This is a genomic window from Flavobacterium oreochromis (genome assembly GCF_019565455.1).
Taxonomy (GTDB): domain Bacteria; phylum Bacteroidota; class Bacteroidia; order Flavobacteriales; family Flavobacteriaceae; genus Flavobacterium; species Flavobacterium oreochromis.
The window spans coordinates 1,894,581-1,915,671 of sequence record NZ_CP067377.1 but is presented as its reverse complement, the minus strand read 5'-3'; the positions used below and the strand labels follow the sequence as shown (position 1 = coordinate 1,915,671).

Below are 21,091 nucleotides of genomic sequence, written 5' to 3'. Positions count from 1 at the left end.
TAGGTTAATATTAATTCTAAGCCCCACAAATTTAGTAGGATTTCCTTACCACACAACATTTTTAACTCTTTTTTATTTATTTTTACAACAAAAGACACTCTAAAAGTAAGGTAAAAATATTTTTTGACAGAAAATACTGATTTAAATATAAGATTATTCTACTTTTAAATATTCTGAAAAACGCATTCCATTTAGTAACTCTGAAGCATTCATCCTCTTCTTTCCTGGAAATTGTAATGATTTTACATTTAAAAAACCTCCTTTTAAAGCAATACGAATTTCTTTTTTTGTACACTCTACTTTCCCTATTGGTAATTCATGTAGAGTATCTTCTTTTTCTACTTCATATAACTTTACACTCCATTGCTCTTCTTGATCAACAAAAGTACAATACGCTGCAGGATATGGCGCTAAACCTCTAATTTGATTATAAACAGCATCTATACTTCTATCAAAATCAACTTTACAATTATCTCTATCTAATTTGTATGCTGTTTTCATTTCAGGCAAATCTTTTTGCAAAACAGTCGTTACATTATTATTTGCTATTTTCTCTAAAGTTTCTACAACTGCTTCGCAACCTAATTTGATCAAACGATCATGTAATGCTCCTGCATTTTCATTTGGCAAAATAGAGGTTTCTTTACTTAAAATCATTGCCCCTGTATCAATCTTATCATCAATAAAAAAAGTAGTAACACCTGTTTTTGCTTCACCATTAATAATAGCCCAGTTAATAGGTGCCGCACCTCTATACTCTGGTAATAGAGAAGCATGAAGATTAAAGGTTCCTAATTCTGGCATTTTCCAAACAAGAGCAGGCAACATACGAAATGCTACTACAACTTGCAGATTTGCATCTAAAGAGCTTAATTCTTTTAAAAAAACTCATCTTTAAGATTTGTTGGTTGTAATAGACGAAGCCCTTTTTCTAATGCGTATTCTTTAACCGCTGAATATTTAATTTTTTGCCCTCTACCTGCAGGTTTATCAGGAGCTGTAACAACTCCTACTACTTCATATTTTTTTTCTTTTACAATGGCATCCAAAATTCCAACAGCAAATTCTGGCGTTCCCATAAAAACAATTCGTAATGATTTCATTATTTAAGAATAAATTGGTTTTTATGATCTAACTCGATCATATTATACTCTAACATTTCCTTTAAAACTTCAAAAAGTATTTTTTCTTCTATGTTTATTTTTTCTAAAATTTGGCGAGAACTCAACGCTTGATTTTTTAGTAACCCGATCAACTCTTTCGTTAATGTTTCTCTGTTAAAAGTTGTTTTATTTTTTTTTAGGCAATAAGAACAATTTCCACAATCCACAACTCCTGTTTCTCCAAAATAAGTGAGCAATAACTTATTTTTACATTGAATTTCATCATTTACATAAGCTATAACTGCTGCTAATTGACTTTTTTTTGTAAGATTTTGTTTTTCTAGATATTTTGCCACTCTATTTATAGTACGATCATCTTCTCGTACTTCTAAAAAAGCTATTTTAGACTCATTTTGAATAATTAATAACTGTACTATATTTTTATCTTTAAGCTTATGTAGTAAATCTAAAACATTTTCTTCTTTACAAAATGCTTGTTTTGCGACAAAAGAAGTATTTATATTCGTTTGAATTTCAAAAATACCAGGATAATTTCTTAAAATAGCCGTGATAATAGCTTCTTCTTCAGGATGAAGACTTATGTAGCGTATTACTTCTTTTGATTCAATTACAAACTGAAGTTGCACCTTTTCAGATTGTTCATTAGAAAGTGAAATAATTCCTTGTCTATCTAAAAATTGTAAAGCATTAAAAGTTTTTAAAACAGGAAAATTATAATGTATACAAAAACGATTTAAACTGAAAGTAAATTCTTCATTAATCCCTTCTCCATAAGGTATTTGAAAATAATTTGATAATTTTTTATATACTTCTTTTAAAAAAAAACACATCAGGCAAAACATTTATAAATTGCTCTTCTGCATGAATTACATCATTGGCAGATGCAATCATAATAGCAAAGGCTTTTTGACCTCCTCTACCTGCTCTACCTGCCTCTTGATAATAACTTTCTAAGTTTTCGGGTAAATTAACATGTATTACAGTCTTTACATTAGATTTATCTATCCCCATCCCAAAAGCATTAGTTGCAACCATAATAGAAGAACTTTCATTCATCCATGATTCCATATTTTTACTTTTATCTTTAGGCAATAAACCTCCATGATAATAAGTTGCATTAAAACCTAAAGCATTTAACTGGTTTGCATAATCTAAACATAATTTTCTATTCCTAACATACAGGATAGATGGTTCCGGATTTTTAAGTAAAATCTGTTGAATTTTATAAAGTTTATCCTCAGACTTTATAATATGATAACTCAAATTATCACGTAAAAATGATTTTTTAAAAATTTTAGGATTAACGAGTCCTAGATTTTTTAAAATATCATCTTGAACTTCTGGTGTTGCGGAGGCTGTAAGTGCTATAAAAGGAATTTTAGGAAAAGCTTTTTTTAATATATTAATTTTCAAATAGGAAGGTCTAAAATCATGCCCCCATTGAGAGACACAATGAGCTTCATCTATTGCTATTAAATTAATTGGTAAACTTTTAATACGGTCTAAAACCCAATCTTGCTCTAATCTTTCTGGTGATAAATACAGAAAACGATAATTTCCAAATTGGCAATTATCTAACAACTGTATAAGGTCATCTACATGTGTCCCTCCTGTTAAAGCAATTGCCTTAATCCCTCTTTTTTGAAGTTGATTAACTTGATCTTTCATTAAGGCAACTAGAGGCGATACGACGAGGCATAAACCATCAGTAGTCATTGCTGGAACCTGAAAACACAAAGATTTCCCTCCTCCAGTAGGAAGAAGAGCAAACGTATCATGACCTTCTAGAACTGACTGGATGACTTCATCCTGTACAGACCTAAAACTATCATATCCCCAATATTTTTGAAGAATTTGTAATGCTTTTTGCAAAAGTTAACTATTTAAATCAGGTTAAAGTTAATAACTTTAACAAACTTATCCAATTACTTTGAGCTGGTTAAAAATAAAATCAACACGATATTCTACTGTTCCTGTAGGAACTTCGATTAATTGATATCCATATTTTTGATAAGTAAGTTTTAAATGCTCATAAATAACCTTAGCTTGTTCAAAATTTTCATACCTCGCTTCATCACTTATGTATATATCTTCCCACGGAGGTAAAACAAAAACAGTATCATAACGTGTTTCATGGCATTGAACATCAAAATGCTCAGGATACTGATCACCTATAAAGTCCATATAAGCTAATACATCAGGAACCCCTCGATCAATAAAAACCAAATGATTTTCTTCATTTCGTGCATTTTGGAACTGCCTAAGACGCCCATCTAACAACATTTGACTAAACAATAACGGCTCTGTCAAAAACAATTGATCAACTCCTTGTTTTTTAGCCTCTAAAGTTACCTCACGCGAAATCTCGGGATAACAAACATATCCTTTTTCAACTAAGCTATTGATAATAGTAGTTTTACCTGTACCAGGACCTCCTGTAATTACAACAATTCCTCTTTTCAAAACATCAATTTCAAGGACGCAAACTTAATCAAACTATTTGTTTTTTAAAAATGAAAATAATACTTACCAGAAGTATATCTTAATTTATAATAATTTCCCATAATAACTCCTTACTTAATACTAAAATTTTAGACTTAAAGGAGTTAATTTATATTCAAGAGATCAATAAAAAACAAAGTAAATTTTGATCCTTAGAAAAAACCATTAAAAAGATTATATTTGCCTATATTTATAATGTAGAAGATGGATAAAAAAACCACTGAATTTTATATTCGATTAAAAGAGGAATTAAATGCTGTAAATAAAGTTTGGCCTTCAAAATATTTATATAAATTTATAGTTCCTACTGACACAAATAAGATAAGTGCAGTAGAAAAAGCTTTTGACTGCATGGGAGCTGTAATAGATACCCGTCAATCAAAAAACGGGACTTTTACTAGTATATCCGTTGATGTAGTAATGCCCAATGCAGAAGAGATCATAAAAAAATACCAAGAAGTGTCAACTATCGAAGGGATAATTTCATTATAAGATGAGTACAAAATTTAATGCAGATCAAGTTTTAGGAGCAATTCATTTTTTAGAGTACAACTCTGAAAGGAAACCTCTTGCTATACCAGAATATGGACGTCATCTTCATAGCTTGATTGACCAAGCAATTGCGGTTGAAAACCGAGAGGAACGTAATAAACTAGCAAAATATATCATTGGAGTTATGGGAGGAATGAATCCTCATTTACGTGACGTTCCTGACTTTCAACACAAACTTTGGGATCAACTTTTTATCATGTCTGACTTTAAATTAGATGTTGATTCTCCTTACCCAATCCCTACTCGTGAGGTAATAAATATGAAAGCTGCACCGCTACCTTATCCTCAAAACTTTCCAAAATATCGTTTTTACGGCAATAATATTACTTATATGATAGCCAAAGCAAACGAATGGGAAGACGGTGATCTTAAAAATGCTTTAATTCGCGTGATTGCAAATCATATGAAAAAATGTTATTTAAGTTGGAATAAGGATAGTGTAACGGATACTGTTATATTTGAACATTTATATGAATTATCTGGTGGAAAAATAAATCTTTCTTCTGCTAACGAAGAGCTTTCTAACACCCAAGATTTAATGCGTACCAATAAAAGAACATCTAACAAGATGCAAAGTAATAACAATAATAATAACAACGGTAAGCATAATAAGAATCAGAAAAGTATTCAACAAAAAAGACCTTTTAAAAAAAATAACTAAGAGCCGACAGCTCCATAACTTTCAACTCAAAACATGGGAACTTTTAAAATTGAAGGAGGAAAACCTCTTAAAGGAAACGTTCAACCACAAGGTGCTAAAAATGAAGCCCTACAAGTTTTATGCCCAGTACTTTTAACTTCTGAAAAAGTACGAATAACTAACATACCTGACATTATTGATGTTAACAAATTAATTTCTTTACTAGGAAATTTAGGTGTTAAAATTCAAAAAAATGGTCCTGGTGATTATACCTTTCAAGCAGACGAAGTAAACATAAATTATTTAAAAACAGAAACTTTCAAAAAAGAAGGAGGAAGTCTTCGTGGCTCTATCATGATTATAGGTCCTTTATTAGCACGTTTTGGCTGCGGCTATATTCCAAAACCAGGAGGGGATAAAATTGGTCGTCGTCGTTTAGACACCCATTTTGAAGGTTTTATAAATTTAGGAGCAAAGTTTAGATACGAAAGAGCAGATCATTTTTATGGAGTAGAAATAGATGGAAGACTAAAAGGTACTTACATGCTACTAGATGAAGCTTCTGTTACTGGAACTGCAAATATTGTTATGGCTGCGGTATTAGCAGAGGGCATCACTACAATTTATAATGCTGCTTGCGAACCCTACTTACAACAACTGTGTAAAATGTTAAATGCAATGGGGGCTAAAATTAGCGGCATTGGTTCAAACTTATTAACTATAGAAGGAGTGGAATCGTTAGGAGGCTGTGAGCACCACATTTTACCAGACATGATTGAGATAGGTTCATGGATAGGACTTGCCGCCATGACAAGAAGTGAAATTACAATAAAAAATGTAAGTTGGGAAAACCTTGGTGTTATACCTAATGTTTTTAGAAAACTAGGTATCACTATTGAGAAAAAAGGTGATGATATATATATTCCAGCTCACACAGATGGATATGAAATCAAAACAGATATTGATGGTTCTATTTTAACAATAGCTGACGCTCCTTGGCCAGGCTTTACTCCTGACCTATTAAGCATTATATTAGTTGTTGCTACTCAAGCAAAAGGAGATGTATTAATCCATCAAAAAATGTTTGAAAGTCGTCTATTCTTCGTTGACAAACTCATTGACATGGGAGCAAAGATAATGTTATGTGATCCACACAGAGCTGTTGTAATGGGACATAATTTTCAGTCACAACTAAAAGCAACCACCATGAGTTCACCTGATATTAGAGCTGGTATTTCTTTATTAATTGCAGCTTTAACCGCAAAAGGAACTAGTACAATTCAAAACATTGAGCAGATTGACAGAGGTTATGAACGTATTGATGAACGATTAAGAGCCTTGGGCGCAAATATTATAAGAGCATAATTTACCACTCAGGCTGTAGTCGCGGTATTCTTTTCGCGACTAGAGCCTGAACTAGAAATCAAACTAGAACTCACTTTGGAAACTTATATCATTATCCTGCTTTGCTTTGCTTCATTTATAGCAGGACTCATTGATGCTATTGCAGGCGGAGGAGGACTTATTCAAACACCTATAGCCTTAATATTACTTCCTAATAGTCCTATTGCTAATTTAATAGGTTCTTTAAAAGTACCCGCTATTACAGGAACTTCTATTGCAGCTGTTCATTATTTAAAAAATGTTAAAATGCACTGGAAACCTTTGCTCATCATGGGACTTTTTTCTTGTGTAAGTGCTTTTTTTGGATCTTATCTACTAACACTAGTTAGTAACGATTTCATAAAACCTTTACTTTTATTCATATTAATAATATTAGCTATTTACACTTTTCTAAAAAAAGACTTCGGCAATCACAAACCTAAAGATATTTCAAAAAGTTACTTTCTTATTCTTGGTTCCATTATAAGTAGCTTAATAGGTTTTTATGACGGTTTCATAGGACCTGGAACAGGAAGTTTTTTAATTGTTTCTTTCATCGTTATTTTAGGGCTTGATTTTTTACACGCATCTGCACACGCTAAATTAATCAACATAGCATCTAATATGGGCTCACTATGCTTATTCATTTCAAAAGGAAAAATTATTTGGATCATAGCAATCCCCATGGCTATTTGTAATGGCATTGGAGGATGGATAGGCGCTAAACTAGCAATACAAAAAGGAAACCAGTTAATCAGAATTTTCTTTTTAACAGTTGTTATTGGAACTCTAATCCGATTAAGTTATGATATTTTTATTAAATAATTTTTGAATTGATAACTATAGTTTAAAAATTATTTAATAAAACTTTTCAATGCTAATTCATAACTCTGTAATCCAAAACCTAAAATAACCCCTATAGCATTAGGTGAAATATAGGATTGATGTCGAAATTCTTCTCTTGAAAAAGTATTGGATATATGAACTTCTATTACGGGAGTAGGAATTGCTTTTATACAATCTCCTATACCTATAGAAGTATGTGTATAAGCACCTGCATTTAGTATAATTCCATCATAATCAAAACCAACTTCTTGCAACTTATCTATAAGCTCTCCTTCTATATTACTCTGAAAATAAGACAATTCTACAAGTGGATAAAGTTCTTTTAATTGATCAAAAAAATCTTCAAATGTAGCCGTTCCATAAATCTCAGGTTCTCTACGACCTAATAAATTCAAATTAGGACCATTAATTATATATATTTTCATCAAAATTAGGTTTCTGTAAAAATAAAAAAATAGTTCTTATCCAGAATAGTTTTATTCCTTCATCTTTAACTAAAACAAAATTCCTAAAGAAATTTGTCCTACACTATTTTTTATATCTGCATTTTTACCAATTTCTGTTAATCCTAAAATATATCTTCCTTGAACAAAAAGATGATCTGTAAGCTTAACAGCTAATCCTGCATTAGCACTAAAATCAAGTGTTTTCACATCCGTTTGCCAATCTACCTTCTTAGAGGCTAACCAAGAAAACTGAGGTCCTAATTCTAAACTTAATGTTCTACCTAAACTTATTTTAGCCATAAGTGGTAATGAAATATAACCTAACTCTGACTTGATTTCCTGAAAGGCATTATCATAAGTAGCACCTTGTGTAGAATACAATAACTCGGGTTGAAAACTTAAACCTCCTAAGACTTTTATTTCAGCGAGCAAACCAGCATGGTAACTTGTTAATGCCTTAGTTTGCAAAGTAGTACTTTTAAAATTAGCATAATTTGCACCTGCTTTTATACCAAACGTTAACAACTGTCCTCTTGTCATAAAAGAAGCGAATAGGAAAAGTATAACAATAAATGATTTCAATTCTGTTTTCATATGTCAACAATTTTAAATTAAAATAACTATTTAACTACAAAAAATAGCTTGTAAAATTCTAAAAGTAGAAGTTACAAAAAATATACTTAAAAATCAACTCATTACACTTTAAACTTTTTTCTTCTAAAAACTAAAAAAATGTCTGAATTTTTCTATAAATTTGCAAAAAATTAAATTAACTAGAAATGAAAAAAATTTTATTAACTGCTGCTGCAGTTTTTGCTTTTGGTTTTGCTAATGCACAAGAATCTTACAAACCAATTAAAGGTACATTAACAACAGAAGTTGGTGTAACAGGAGGTATTTTAGATACTAATTTTGGTACTATTAATGGAGCTGCAAAATTCAGATATTTCATAAAAGATGATTTAGCAGTTAGAGCTGGTTTAGGTTTAGGTAGTAACAAAAGAGAACAAAACAACATTACTAACCAAGGTTTACCTACAGAATTTACAACAACTGAAGTTGCTAGAACAACTAATAGAGTTATTACATTAGGAGCTGAAAAGCATTTTGCTGGTACAGATCGTCTATCAACTTATGTAGGAGCTGATATTGTTTTTGGTTTTACTGGAGCTGAATACAAAGTTACTCGATCAAACAGTAACGATTCTATGACACAAGTTGGTGCAGTTAACAATTTAGGAATAATAGGTAATGGTTCTTCTACTTTTGGTATTAGAGCTACAGTAGGTGCTGATTACTATTTCACTAAAAAATTATACCTTGGAGTAGAGGTTGGATTAGGTTACAATGCTGGAACACAAGATGCTGTTGAAACAACTACAGTAATTGGTAACACAACTACAGTTAACAAAACAGGTGAAGGAAAAACTTCTAACACATATACTAATGCAATTGGTGGTTTAAAATTAGGTTTCCAATTCTAATTAACATAAAGTCATCGTAAACCTCGGATAATATCCGAGGTTTATTTTTTTAACAAACTAACTTATGAATTGGCAAAATCTTCTAAAAGATTACCAACATTATCTAAAGCTAGAAAGAGCACTCTCAAAAAACTCTATTGAAAATTACACGTTGGATATAGAGAAATTAATACAATATCTTACAGAATACAATTTAGACTACTCTCCTGTAACTATTAAAGAAGAAATCATTCAAGATTTTATTTATCACATAGCCAATAACATCACCCCTAGAAGTCAAGCTCGTTTAATTTCCGGATTAAAAAGCTTTTTCAACTATCTTATTTTTGAAAATTACAGACAAGACAATCCTTTAGAACTAATAGAAAGTCCAAAATTAGGAAGAAAATTACCTGACACCCTTAGTATTGAAAATATTGACAGTTTAATTAACGCAATTGATCTATCTACCCCTGAAGGAGAACGTAATCGAGCCATATTAGAAACCCTTTATAGCTGCGGACTTAGGGTATCAGAGCTAACCTCTTTAAAAATTTCTGATTTATTTTTTGAAGAAGGTTTTATAAAAATAACAGGAAAAGGCAACAAACAACGTTTTGTCCCGATAAGTGAATTAACTCAAAAATACATCACAATCTACAAAAGTCAAATTCGTTGTCACCTTAACATTCAAAAAGGAGATGAAGACACTTTATTTCTTAACAGAAGGGGAAAACAACTGACACGTGCAATGATTTTTACAATCATTAAAGATTTAGCAAAAAAAATAAATTTAAAGAAAACTATTAGCCCACACACATTCAGACATTCATTTGCCACTCATTTATTAGAAAATGGTGCTGATTTACGATCTATTCAATTAATGCTAGGACATGAAAGCATTACTACAACAGAAATCTATATGCACCTTGACCGCACTCATTTAAATCAAGTCCTTCAAAAGTACCATCCTAGAAGTCAATCATAATCAAAATCAAAAGAGTGTCCTATTTTTTATCATATTTTAGAACACTCTCTTTATCTAATTATTTTAAATTAGTTACCAATTCATCAAACGAAACAGTTTTCTGCTCTCCTGTCTGAAGATTTTTTAAATTATATTGATCCTTTTTCATTTCCTCTCCCCCCACAAGAATAGCATATGGTATATTCCTTTTATCAGCATATTGAAACTGTTTCCCAATCTTTACTGAATCAGGATACATCTCTACCTTTATGCCTTTTTGACGTAATTTAGCTATTGCTTTCATTGAAAACAAAGCTTCTTCTGACCCAAAATTCAAAAAAATTGCCTTAGAATTAGCTGTAACTGTTTCAGGAAATAATCCTAGTTCCTCTACAACTAAATAAATTCGATCTAAACCAAATGAAATTCCTACACCACTCATATTCTTAAGTCCAAAGATACCTGTTAAATCATCATATCTTCCACCACCACCAATAGATCCCATACTAACACCTTCTGGAGCCGAAACCTCAAATATAGCACCTGTATAATAATTTAATCCACGAGCAAGTGTAACATCTAAATCTAAATTAGATTCTTGAAGACCTAGAGTTAACACTTTTTGACAAATAGACTGTAACTCTTCTACTCCTTTCATTCCTTCAACAGAAGAGGCTAATAATTCTGAAAGTTTTTCAATTTTTTCGGTTATTGTCCCTATAAAGTTAAATAAAGGTTGAACTTTTTTAATTGCATCTTCAGAAATACCTTTTTCAAGCATTTCTTTTTTCACCCCATCCGCTCCTATTTTATCTAACTTATCTAAAGCTACAGTAAAATCAATTAATTTATCAGAAGCTCCTATTACTTCTGCTATACCGGACAAAATCTTACGGTTATTAATTTTTATAGTTACTCCCTTTAATCCCAAATCACTAAAAACAGCATCATATAACTGAACTAATTCAACTTCTTGCCATAAAGAAGTTGATCCAACTACATCAGCATCACATTGATAAAACTCTCTAAAACGTCCTTTTTGAGGCCTATCAGCTCTCCAAACTGGCTGAATTTGATATCTTTTAAACGGAAATTCTATTTCATTCTGATGTTGCACCACATAACGGGCAAAAGGAACAGTTAAATCATAACGTAATGCTTTTTCAGAAATTCTATTAGTAAATTGATTTAATTCTATCAATTGTTCTTTAGAAATAGTTTCTGCTGAATTCAACTGCAATTGCTCAATAGTGGCTGGTAATTCAATTTTCTTTCTATTAAAAAAATAATTACCAGAATTTAAAATTTTAAATATCAACCGATCTCCCTCTTCTCCATATTTCCCCATTAATGTTTCAGCATTTTCAAAAGTGGGAGTTTCTATAGGCTGAAATCCAAAACGTTCAAAATGTTTACGAATCGTACCGAATATATAATTTCTTTTAGCTACTTCTGAAGGTGAAAAATCACGAGTCCCTTTTGGAATGGATGGTTTCATTTTTTTTTATATTAAATTAAAACTATAAATAATCTAGCTTATCTAAACAAATAAGTAATTAAGATTTAAACCACTAAACTATTATCTACTGCAAATATCATATTTTTTCAAGGAAAACTAAAATTTTGGTTTTAATTGTAACATTTACTTGATTAAAGATACTTATTAGCATATGGTAGGATTATTAGTAAAAGAGAATATAAAAATTGCACTAAGTGCTATTCGTACTCAATTTTTACGAACAACGCTAACGGTACTTATTATTGCCATAGGAATAATGGCACTTGTAGGCATATTAACAGTAGTATCTGTATTAAGTAATACTATTACTAAAGATTTTACTTCTATGGGAGCCAATACATTCTCAATAAGCCAATATAAAGACGAAATAAAAAGACATAAAAGAGGAAAACAACGTGAAAAAATAAATCCTATAATAACTTATTCTCAGGCAGAATCTTTTAAACAAAAATACAATTTCCCTTTTACCTATACTTCCATTTTTTTTATTGCCACACCTACTGCAGAAGTAAAACACGAAAATAAAAAAACAGATCCAGAAGTAAGTATACTGGGTGTTGATGAGAATTACATAGCAAACACAGGTTTTGAAATTATAAAAGGTCGAAACTTTTCAGCCTTTGACATTACTAACAATCATCCTGTATGTTTATTAGGCGCTGATTTTGAAAAAAAACTTTTCGCTAATATTAATCCTTTAGATAAAATTATTAGTGTACGAGGTGCTAAATTCAAGGTAATTGGTATTTTAAAAGAAAAAGGATCTAGCTTTGGAAACAATCAAGATCTAAGAGTTTTAATTCCTTTACAACTTGCTCGTTCCCTTTTTAGTTCCCCGAATATAAATTATACAATTAGCATAATGACTACTCGAAAGGATTTTCTAGATCCTGCAATAGATCATGCTATATTAAAAATGCGGATCATTAGAAAATTAAACCCTGTAGAAAATGATAATTTTGGAATATCCAGAAGTGATGATCTCATTAGAAGAATAATTAATTTAACTTCTTATCTTGATATATCTGCTTGGGTTATAGGAATTATAACCATTTTTGGATCCTCTATAGCACTTATGAACATAATGCTCGTTTCTGTTACAGAACGAACTCGTGAAATCGGAACCCGAAAAGCTTTAGGTGCTAAAAGAAGCACTATAGCATTTCAATTCTTCATGGAAACCTTAGTAATTGGCCAATTAGGAGGATTAGTTGGCACTCTAGGAGGGATATTAATAGGCTATGGATTCGCTACTTTATTGGATTTTGACTTTGTAATTCCCTGGATCGCTATTATTTCTGCATTTATTGTATGCTTTATAGTAGCGATCATTTCAGGCTCTTATCCTGCTTTTAAAGCATCTAAACTAGACCCTATAGAAGCCTTAAGATATGAATAATTCATTCCTGTTTTTTTATTAAAGTAAAAACATTTTTACAAAACTTATTTCTGCCCTAATAACATCCTATCATTTCCATATATATCAACGCGAAGATTAATATTTTGAAAATGTAATTCCTTCATAAGTTCGATCATTTCTTTACTTAAATACTGATTAATTTCAAAAAAAAGACAGCCTCCCTGTCTCAAACTTCCTTGTGCTAATTGCGCTATTTTTCTATAAAAAATTAACGGATCTGCATCTTGAACAAATAATGCTAAATGAGGTTCATAATCTAAAACATTTTTCTTTATTTCTACCTTCTCTAAATTTCTAATATAAGGAGGATTAGAAACTATAATATCAAATATCAAACCTAAATCTTCTAAATTTAATACATCCTGATGGATAAACTCTATAGTTACTTCGTTTCTTTTAGCGTTCTTTTTGCAACTTCAAGCGCTTTTAATGAAACATCCATTGCATAAACTTCTGCCATTTGTAAATTTTTAGCCAATGAAACAGCAATACATCCTGTTCCTGTTCCTATATCTAAAACCTTAATTTTTTGATCTTTTTTAGTTTCTGATATAATTTTGATAATCCAATCTACTAATTCTTCTGTCTCTGGTCTAGGAATTAAGGTATGTTCATTAACATAAAAAGGCATTCCATAAAAATCCGTTTCTCCTAAAATATACTGTATCGGTTTCTCTTGTTTTAATTGATCTAAAACTGTTTCCCATTGTAATAACTGCAAAGCATCTAACTCTAAATTAGGATTCAAAGCAAAATCAATTCGCTTCATACTATGAAAAGCTTCTAATAAAAGATTAAAAAAACTTTCTATTTCCTGTTCTTCATAAATTTTTAATAACTCTTCGGCAAATTGTATTTTATATTCTCGTAATAACATATTATCTTATCCTTTCACTAATTTATAATTCTTTTAACATCCAAACAGAACAAGCAGAATGACCAGTAGACCCCATAGGCTCAGACAAATAGACAAACCCTGATTTTAGGTATAACTTTTGAGCATTTTCCATAGTAGGCAACGTTTCTAAATAGCATTTCTCAAACCCTAATAAACTTGCCTTAGCAAGACAAACCTTCATCATCTTTGTCCCCCATCCTTTTCCTCTTACAGAGGGCAAAAAGTACATTTTTTGTAATTCACATACTTCAGTAGTCCCATTTTGTAATGAAGCTACACCAGCACAACCTACTATTTTTCCTGAAAGCTCTAACACAAAATATGCAGATCGAGCCATTTGATAAGTTTCATACATGGTGTCTAATTGTGGATCTTCATAGGCAGTTCCTTCTTTAGGTACTTTATACTCATCCAAAACAGATCGAATTAGAGTTGCAATTTCGCTATTATCCTCTTTCTTTATTAATCGAATCATATCCTATTAGTTTAAAACAAATTTTTGAAAATCCAAAATCTTATATACTTCTTATTTTTAAGCAATCATTTTATTATTTTTGTGTGGTGAAGATACATCAAAAATATATATCCCGCTGTATAGAATTAGCTAAAAATGGATTAGGCACTACGTATCCTAACCCTTTAGTAGGAAGTGTAATTGTACACAATAATTTAATCATAGGAGAAGGCTGGCACCAAAAATCAGGTGAGGCACATGCTGAGGTAAATGCAATCAACTCAACAAAAGACAAAAATCTTTTAAGCCAGTCAACAATTTATGTTAGTCTTGAACCTTGCAGCCATTTTGGGAAAACCCCCCTTGCGCTGACTTAATCATTAAGCATAAAATTCCTAAAGTTGTAATAGGCACTGTAGATCCTTTTGCTAAGGTGTGTGGTGCAGGAATACAAAAACTTAAAGATGCTGGTTGCGAAGTAATCATAGGCATTCTAGAAAAAGAATGTCAAGAACTAAATAAACGTTTCTTTACTTTTCATCAAAAAAAACGACCTTATATCATTTTAAAATGGGCTGAAACAACAGATGGTTTCATTGCCCCTCTTAAAAAAGAGATTCAAAAACCCATATGGATTAGCAATCAATACAGTAGACAATTAACTCATAAATGGCGAACAGAAGAACAAGCTATTTTAATAGGAACTCAAACAGCTATTGACGACAATCCACAACTAAGCGCCAGAGACTGGAAAGGAATAAACCCAATAAGAATAGTTTTAGATAAAAAAAATAAAGTTCCAAAAGAAAATCTTATATTTGATAGATCGGCCCCAACCTTTATCCTAGATGAAACAGTATTAAACAGCAATAAAAATTCCGTTTCTTCTATAATTGAATGGCTCTACCAACATCAGATTCAATCAATCATAATTGAAGGAGGCAGTCGAACATTACAACATTTCATAGAACACAATTACTGGGATGAAGCTCGTATTTTCAAGAATAAAGAGACTCTAATAGAAGGTATTAAAGCCCCTCAAATTTCCAGTCTAAAAGTAAAAAGTAAAAGGATACTGAATAATGAACTTTTAATTTTTTCAAATTATGATTAACAACATTATTTTCGACTTCGGCAATGTTTTTATGAATTTGGATAAAAATGCCTCTCTTAAAGCACTAAAAGAATTAGGCCTTTCAGAATGGGATGAAGATTTCGAACAAATCAACCAAGAATTCGAAAAAGGAAAAATAACAGAGGTTCATTTTATGATTGAACTAAAAAAAGAATGCCAAATGCTTCTATAGATGATATACGTACTGCTTGGAATGCTGTTATAACAGACTTCCCTTTATCTCGACTTGAATTTTTACAAAAACTATCTCACAAATACAAACTCTACCTTTTAAGTAATATAAATGAAATACATATTGCTAAATTCGAACATCGTGTTGGAATGACTTTCGCTAGGGAGTTTTACCAATGTTTTGAAAAAGTATATTTTTCATCAGAAATAGGTTTTCGTAAACCAGAAAAGGAAGCTTTTGATTTTATATTAAAAAAACACGAACTACCCCCAAAACGCACCTTATTTGTAGATGATGAGATAACAAATATTGAAACAGCAGCCTCAATGGGCATGCACGTGTGGCATTTACAAACAGACACTGAAGATGTAACAAACTTATTATCAAAAAAGAAATCCCTCTTTAATTCATTTTTATTTCCAAAAACAATAATTTTGTATTAAAAATATAACTTTTGAATACAGAAGATACTTATATAACGCTCAAAGAAGCTTCTCCTGAAGTTTTATATAAAGAAAAAAATAGTAAATTTTACGGTTATGCTTTCCCCATCACGAATGAAGAGGAAATCAAAACCCTTTTAGAAGGCTTAAAGAAAAAACATTACGCTGCTCGACACTGGTGTTATGCTTGGCAATTAGGCACAACTCAAAAACATTATCGTGCAAATGATGATGGCGAGCCTAACAATAGCGCAGGAATGCCTATATATGGTCAAATCCAATCATTCGAGCTAACAAATGTACTTGTTATTATAGTTCGTTATTTTGGAGGTATCAAACTAGGAGTTGGCGGATTAGTTTCTGCTTATAGAGAAAGCGCTAAAATGGCTTTAGAAGCCTCTTCTCTCATTGAAAAAAACAATTGATATTCTATACAAAGTAAATTTTGATTATAAGAATATGAATAAAGTCATGAGAGTCATAAAAGAAAAAGACATCAACATTGTTTCCCAAAAAATGGAAGAAAGCTGCGAACTCATTATTTCAACACGACAAAAAAATGCCGAAATGATTTTTGGCATTTTTTCGTCAATTTTTGAAGTAACAATAACTGAATTTTAAGAAAAATTCAATAAGCCTTCTAAATACTCAGGAGGCATTATTGGTTTCCCTGTTTTAGCATCTACAAACACTAATAAAGAGTTGGCCGTTGTTAATAACTCATCTGATTCATTATAAATTTCATAGTCAAATTCTAGCTTCACAGAAGTCTGACTTTTAAAAATAGTTCTAATGGTCAAGAGATCATCATAACGTGCTGGCTTTTTATAATTCATACTTAATGACACTAAAGGCAACATAACCCCTTTTTCCTCCATCCATTTATAAGAAACCCCCAGATTTCTAAGCCATTCCACTCGCCCCATTTCAAAATATTGCGCATAATTACCGTGGTAAACCACTCCCATTTGATCCGTTTCTGCATAACGAACACGTACTTGAATATCAAAAATTTTCATACTATTTATCTTACTTTTTTACGTTTTACTTAAAGTCAAAATTTAATTCTTACAATAAAATTTCTACAAAGTCAAGACTAAAAAAATTTTTTTAAAGAATTTTATCAACCATCTTTGCTATCCCAATGAACCCCAAATCTTGACCTTAATTTTGTCAAGTAAAACCTTAAAAATTAACACAATAAGAATGCACACAATGAACAAAACCGCTGAATCAGTATGGGCAAACTGTCTTTTATTTATAAAAGATAACATCCAGGAGCAAGCTTATAAAACTTGGTTTGAGCCTATCAAAGCGGTAGAGCTTACTGATAGCGCACTGTACATTCAAGTTCCTTCAAAATTCTTTTACGAATGGCTTGAAGAGCATTATGTGAAATTATTAAAGGTAGCATTACAAAAAGAACTAGGGAAAAACGCGAAGTTACTATATAAAATTAAAATGGAAAACCCTTATGGGAATAAACTTCCGTTTACACAACAAATTCCGAGTGCTGATAAAGCTCCTGTAAAAACACAGGAAATAGATGTACCTGTACAACAAAAAAATCCAGAGTTAAAAAATCCTTTTATCATCCCGGAATACGTAACATTAAAATTGACTCTCAGTTAAATTCTAATTACAGTTTTGACAATTTTCTTGAAGGAGACTCTAATCGTCTTGCAAGAAGTGCTGGTATGGCAGTAGCTAATAAACCAGGAGGAACTTCTTTTAATCCATTATTAATCTTTGGAGGAGTGGGATTAGGAAAAACACACCTTGCTCATGCCATAGGTGTAGAAATAAAAGAAAAACATCCAGAAAAAACTGTTTTATATATTTCTGCTGAAATATTCACTCAACAATACATTGATTCTGTCAAGAAAAACACACGTAATGATTTCATACATTTCTACCAACTAATAGATGTATTGATTATTGACGATGTTCAATTTTTATCAGGTAAAGCAGGTACACAAGATGTTTTTTTCCACATTTTTAATTACCTCCATCAGAACGGAAAACAAGTAATACTAACTTCTGATAAAGCCCCTGTTGATATGCAAGATATTGAACAACGTTTATTATCACGCTTTAAATGGGGATTATCTGCAGAGTTAAATCAGCCTGATTATGAAACTCGTGTAGCAATTGTAAAAAGCATTTTATTCCGAGATGGTGTTGAAATGCCAGAAGATATTATAGAATATGTAGCTCGAAATATAAAATCTAATGTGCGAGAACTAGAAGGCGCTATTATTTCATTAATAGCACAATCTTCGTTTAACAAAAAAGAAGTTACAATTGATTTAGCCAAACAAGTAGTTGAAAAATTTGTTAAAAATGTAAAAAGAGAAATATCTATTGACTATATTCAAAAAGTTGTATCTGATTATTTCCAATTAGATGTTGCCACATTACAATCTACAACACGTAAACGCCATGTAGTACAAGCACGCCAATTAGCTATGTTTTTTGCAAAAAAATACACTAAAGCCTCTTTAGCAAATATTGGATCTCAAATAGGAGATCGCGACCACGCTACTGTATTACATGCTTGTAAAACTGTTGACAATTTACTCACAACAGACAAACAGTTTAAAAAGTTTGTAGATGATATCAACAAAAAACTTTCGTTATAATGTCTAAAAAAATCTTGATGGTATGTTTGGGGAATATTTGCCGTTCCCCATTGGCCGAAGGAATATTAAAATCTAAGCTACCCAAAACCTACTTAATAGATTCAGCTGGAACTGGAGGATGGCACACCGGAGAACAACCTGACAAACGCTCTATACAAACAGCACGTAGCCGAGGAATTGACATTAGTCAACAAAGAGCGCGAAAATTCCAAAAATCAGATTTTGACATTTTTGATCAAATTTTTGTAATGGATAACCAAAATTACAAAGATGTAATCAATCAAGCCATAACAGAAAATCAAAAAAAGAAGGTACAATTAATTCTAGAAGAAGTATTTCCTGGCAAAAATCTTGATGTACCAGACCCTTACTATGGAGGGCAAGATGGTTTTGAACATGTTTTTGATATGTTAGACCAAGCTTGTCAGAATATTGCTAACAAATTAGAAAAAAAGAGCTCTTAAAAGCCCTTAAATACCATTGCAAACACAAATAAAAGGATTAAAAAACCAATTGCAACACTTCTACCAATTTCTTTTATTCTATCTTTGTCCATAATAAAATACATTTTCAACAAAAGAATACAAAATCTATGAAACCAGCAACTTTTCTTGGAAAATTATATCTAATACCCACAACTTTAGGTGAAATAAATCCTGAAGATGTATTACCTTATACAGTTAAGAGAAGCATTGATTTTATAAATCATTATATTGTTGAAAATGAAAAAAACAGCTCGTCGTTTTATCAAAGCAATTCATCCTGAAAAAAGCAACCAGAGTTAATCATTAACACTCTTAACAAACATACTCAGGAATCTGACCATATTCAATTCATTCAACCTTTATTAAGTGGTCAGAATATCGGCCTAATGAGTGAAGCAGGATGCCCTGGCGTAGCTGATCCTGGTGCTGCCATAGTAAAACTTGCACATGAAAAAGGTATACAAGTAGTTCCTTTAGTCGGACCAAGCTCAATCCTACTAGCTTTAATGGCTTCTGGCATGAATGGTCAAAGTTTTGCTTTTAATGGATATTTACCTATAGACAAAGGAGAAAAAAAACAAGCTTTAAAAGGATTTGAAAAATTATCTTTTGACAAAAAACAATCTCAACTTTTTATCGAAACACCTTACAGAAACAACAAATTATTAGAAGATTTAATTCAAATCTTACAACCTAATACTAGTTTATGTATTGCATGCGACCTTACACTACCTACTGAATACATAAAAACACTAACCATAAAAGAATGGAAAAAACAAAGGTCGATTTACACAACCGACCTTCTATTTTCATTATTCACAAACACTATTAATCAAAAAGTATAATGTTGGGCTTTTGCCTTTTTGTTTGGTTCCACAGAACTTGTGTCGTACCCTGCAAATTCTCTTAGATATTCTGTTATTGAAGTACCATAGCCATCTTTAAATTTCCGCCCTCCTTTAGTTCTTAGAAATCTTTTTATAGAACCTACACCTCCTAGATGGGCTGCTGCTAAAATTCCTGATTCGGTAATAGGAATACCATTAATTTCGGTACCTGAATAATTAGCAATCTCTCGACGAAGTTCCCATTTATTCCTTGCTAAATTAGCTAAAAAGGCTTTTTCTTGCAGTTTTTTACTTTGTAGAAAAGAAGCTTGATCCTGTATTCCTAGTGCGGCAAGTGTTTCTGATCCAAATTGATACTTTCCTAGATAACCTAATGAATTTACTATATTGTATATTCCTTGGGACTCTCTTGCCCCTATACTTTGGGTAAAACCAACAAACGTTTTACCTGTAAAAGGCACATCAAAAAACCTCTGCCCCACTTCTACCTCCATGGGTACCGTATACCGATCTCCTCTTTCAAGGGAATGTAACCAAGGATACATTTCCACTTTAAAAGGTCTAAAACCTGAACTCAAAAGAACGATTGAGCCAAATAATCCAAAATAGAATATTTGTTTTTTTGTCATAAAAATAAATTTCTTTTCAACTAAGTGCAGTATTAAAATATGTTACTCACACTATCATCGCTAAAAAATTAACCCTGCAAATTTACAATTAAAAACAAGATACGCAACAAAAACATTTGTTAACTTTTTGATTATTAACCAAAAAGCCCATAAATACTGTAGTAGAATTTTTTCTACTATTTTTTTTATTCTTCTTTTTTAAAAATAAGATTATATAAAAAATGCAATCTTACCTGAGGCAAGATTGCATTTTAAAAATATATTTTAAAGAATTACAGCCCTAATTTATTTACCCATTCTGCATATTTTTTTGCATTTATTTGATGCTCTTCATAAGTAACTGCAAAATCATGATATCCTTTACGATCTACACTAGCACAAAAATATATATAATCATGTTTTTCTGGAGATAAAACAGCTTCTACTGCTGAAATATCAGGCATGGCAATAGGACCTGGTGGCAACCCTATATTTTTATAGGTGTTATATGGTGAATTTACAAATAACATATCTCCCTTTACTC

The 21,091-nt window shown here is 31.3% G+C and carries 20 protein-coding genes and 6 pseudogenes; 14 read left to right on the top strand and 12 right to left on the bottom strand.

Annotated elements, in window-relative coordinates:
- Window positions 1-153: 153 nt before the first annotated feature.
- The 4 genes and pseudogenes from fmt to JJC03_RS09055 form a co-directional block, all read right to left on the bottom strand.
- Window positions 154-1,103 (bottom strand): annotated as a pseudogene (fmt, locus tag JJC03_RS09065) (methionyl-tRNA formyltransferase).
- Window positions 1,103-1,954: a RecQ family zinc-binding domain-containing protein gene (locus tag JJC03_RS18810; protein ID WP_309597633.1), complete on the bottom strand. Its 852-nt coding sequence runs from the start codon at window positions 1,952-1,954 to the stop codon at window positions 1,103-1,105. Before JJC03_RS18810 ends, fmt begins: the two are co-directional and overlap by 1 nt.
- A complete protein-coding gene (locus JJC03_RS18805) occupies window positions 1,926-2,996 on the bottom strand; it encodes a RecQ family ATP-dependent DNA helicase (protein WP_309597632.1) in 1,071 nt (356 codons plus the stop codon). Before JJC03_RS18805 ends, JJC03_RS18810 begins: the two co-directional genes overlap by 29 nt.
- 45 nt (window positions 2,997-3,041) lie before the next feature.
- Window positions 3,042-3,587, bottom strand: a complete 546-nt coding sequence (locus JJC03_RS09055) for an AAA family ATPase (RefSeq protein ID WP_088398516.1) — start codon at window positions 3,585-3,587, stop codon at window positions 3,042-3,044.
- A gap of 243 nt (window positions 3,588-3,830) precedes the next feature.
- Between JJC03_RS09055 and JJC03_RS09050 the strand changes: the two genes are divergently transcribed.
- From JJC03_RS09050 to JJC03_RS09035, 4 genes are all read left to right on the top strand, one after another.
- The gene (locus JJC03_RS09050; RefSeq protein ID WP_088398517.1) at window positions 3,831-4,118 is read left to right on the top strand and encodes a DUF493 family protein; all 288 of its coding nucleotides are present in this window, start codon (window positions 3,831-3,833) and stop codon (window positions 4,116-4,118) included.
- Window position 4,119: 1 nt separating this feature from the next.
- Window positions 4,120-4,839: a DUF4290 domain-containing protein gene (locus JJC03_RS09045; protein ID WP_088398518.1), complete on the top strand. Its 720-nt coding sequence runs from the start codon at window positions 4,120-4,122 to the stop codon at window positions 4,837-4,839.
- A 33-nt stretch (window positions 4,840-4,872) separates the two neighbouring features.
- On the top strand, window positions 4,873-6,183 hold the full coding sequence (gene murA / locus JJC03_RS09040) for a UDP-N-acetylglucosamine 1-carboxyvinyltransferase (protein ID WP_088398519.1): 1,311 nt from the start codon (window positions 4,873-4,875) through the stop codon (window positions 6,181-6,183).
- A gap of 75 nt (window positions 6,184-6,258) precedes the next feature.
- Window positions 6,259-7,026 (top strand): sulfite exporter TauE/SafE family protein, encoded by a 768-nt coding sequence (locus tag JJC03_RS09035; RefSeq protein WP_088398520.1) that lies wholly within the window; start codon window positions 6,259-6,261, stop codon window positions 7,024-7,026.
- Window positions 7,027-7,055: 29 nt separating this feature from the next.
- Here the strand turns inward: JJC03_RS09035 and aroQ are convergent, their stop codons facing one another.
- Both aroQ and JJC03_RS09025 read right to left on the bottom strand, forming a co-directional pair.
- A complete protein-coding gene (gene aroQ, locus JJC03_RS09030) occupies window positions 7,056-7,472 on the bottom strand; it encodes a type II 3-dehydroquinate dehydratase (protein ID WP_088398521.1) in 417 nt (138 codons plus the stop codon).
- Between the two features lie 69 nt (window positions 7,473-7,541).
- On the bottom strand, window positions 7,542-8,087 hold the full coding sequence (locus tag JJC03_RS09025; protein WP_088398522.1) for a porin family protein: 546 nt from the start codon (window positions 8,085-8,087) through the stop codon (window positions 7,542-7,544).
- A 185-nt stretch (window positions 8,088-8,272) separates the two neighbouring features.
- Here JJC03_RS09025 and JJC03_RS09020 point away from each other — a divergent pair, with 185 nt between their 5' ends.
- Window positions 8,273-8,977, top strand: coding sequence for a BT1926 family outer membrane beta-barrel protein (locus JJC03_RS09020; protein WP_088398523.1), 705 nt, complete (start codon window positions 8,273-8,275; stop codon window positions 8,975-8,977).
- A gap of 64 nt (window positions 8,978-9,041) precedes the next feature.
- Complete coding sequence (gene xerD / locus JJC03_RS09015; protein ID WP_088398524.1) at window positions 9,042-9,944, top strand: site-specific tyrosine recombinase XerD; 903 nt, start codon at window positions 9,042-9,044, stop codon at window positions 9,942-9,944.
- A 58-nt stretch (window positions 9,945-10,002) separates the two neighbouring features.
- Here the strand turns inward: xerD and hisS are convergent, their stop codons facing one another.
- Entirely contained in the window at window positions 10,003-11,421 is a 1,419-nt protein-coding gene (hisS, locus tag JJC03_RS09010) for a histidine--tRNA ligase (RefSeq protein WP_088398525.1), read from the bottom strand.
- A 172-nt stretch (window positions 11,422-11,593) separates the two neighbouring features.
- Between hisS and JJC03_RS09005 the strand changes: the two genes are divergently transcribed.
- The gene (locus JJC03_RS09005; protein WP_235873082.1) at window positions 11,594-12,841 is read left to right on the top strand and encodes an ABC transporter permease; all 1,248 of its coding nucleotides are present in this window, start codon (window positions 11,594-11,596) and stop codon (window positions 12,839-12,841) included.
- 44 nt (window positions 12,842-12,885) lie between these two features.
- Here JJC03_RS09005 and prmC read toward each other — a convergent pair.
- Window positions 12,886-13,739, bottom strand: a pseudogene (prmC, locus tag JJC03_RS09000) (peptide chain release factor N(5)-glutamine methyltransferase).
- Window positions 13,740-13,761: 22 nt separating this feature from the next.
- Entirely contained in the window at window positions 13,762-14,235 is a 474-nt protein-coding gene (locus tag JJC03_RS08995; RefSeq protein ID WP_235873081.1) for a GNAT family N-acetyltransferase, read from the bottom strand.
- A gap of 86 nt (window positions 14,236-14,321) precedes the next feature.
- Between JJC03_RS08995 and ribD the strand changes: the two are divergent.
- The 4 genes and pseudogenes from ribD (at window position 14,322) to JJC03_RS08980 (ending at window position 16,585) form a co-directional block, all read left to right on the top strand.
- Window positions 14,322-15,328, top strand: a pseudogene (gene ribD / locus JJC03_RS08990) (bifunctional diaminohydroxyphosphoribosylaminopyrimidine deaminase/5-amino-6-(5-phosphoribosylamino)uracil reductase RibD).
- The gene (locus tag JJC03_RS18800) at window positions 15,321-15,521 is read left to right on the top strand and encodes an HAD family hydrolase (protein WP_309597631.1); all 201 of its coding nucleotides are present in this window, start codon (window positions 15,321-15,323) and stop codon (window positions 15,519-15,521) included. The pseudogene ribD and the gene JJC03_RS18800 overlap by 8 nt, the downstream one beginning before the upstream one ends.
- Window positions 15,503-15,964 carry an HAD-IA family hydrolase gene (locus JJC03_RS08985; protein ID WP_309597630.1) on the top strand — a complete coding sequence of 154 codons (462 nt, stop codon included), beginning with the start codon at window positions 15,503-15,505 and terminating at the stop codon, window positions 15,962-15,964. Before JJC03_RS18800 ends, JJC03_RS08985 begins: the two co-directional genes overlap by 19 nt.
- Before the next feature lie 11 nt (window positions 15,965-15,975).
- Window positions 15,976-16,585: pseudogene (locus JJC03_RS08980) on the top strand (IMPACT family protein).
- On the opposite strand, the gene JJC03_RS08975 reads toward JJC03_RS08980, so the two are convergent.
- Window positions 16,582-16,983: an acyl-CoA thioesterase gene (locus JJC03_RS08975; protein WP_088398531.1), complete on the bottom strand. Its 402-nt coding sequence runs from the start codon at window positions 16,981-16,983 to the stop codon at window positions 16,582-16,584. The pseudogene JJC03_RS08980 and the gene JJC03_RS08975 sit on opposite strands and share 4 nt — an antisense overlap.
- A gap of 196 nt (window positions 16,984-17,179) precedes the next feature.
- Here JJC03_RS08975 and dnaA point away from each other — a divergent pair.
- The 3 genes and pseudogenes from dnaA (at window position 17,180) to JJC03_RS08960 (ending at window position 19,923) form a co-directional block, all read left to right on the top strand.
- Window positions 17,180-18,606: pseudogene (gene dnaA, locus JJC03_RS08970) on the top strand (chromosomal replication initiator protein DnaA).
- Window positions 18,606-19,070 carry a low molecular weight protein-tyrosine-phosphatase gene (locus JJC03_RS08965; protein WP_088398533.1) on the top strand — a complete coding sequence of 155 codons (465 nt, stop codon included), beginning with the start codon at window positions 18,606-18,608 and terminating at the stop codon, window positions 19,068-19,070. Before dnaA ends, JJC03_RS08965 begins: the two are co-directional and overlap by 1 nt.
- A gap of 128 nt (window positions 19,071-19,198) precedes the next feature.
- Window positions 19,199-19,923 (top strand): annotated as a pseudogene (locus JJC03_RS08960) (SAM-dependent methyltransferase).
- Here JJC03_RS08960 and JJC03_RS08955 read toward each other — a convergent pair.
- Both JJC03_RS08955 and JJC03_RS18795 read right to left on the bottom strand, forming a co-directional pair.
- Window positions 19,924-20,568 (bottom strand): peptidoglycan-binding protein LysM, encoded by a 645-nt coding sequence (locus tag JJC03_RS08955; protein WP_103714547.1) that lies wholly within the window; start codon window positions 20,566-20,568, stop codon window positions 19,924-19,926.
- 272 nt (window positions 20,569-20,840) lie between these two features.
- On the bottom strand, window positions 20,841-21,077 hold the full coding sequence (locus tag JJC03_RS18795) for an endolytic transglycosylase MltG (protein ID WP_309597629.1): 237 nt from the start codon (window positions 21,075-21,077) through the stop codon (window positions 20,841-20,843).
- Window positions 21,078-21,091: the final 14 nt, after the last annotated feature.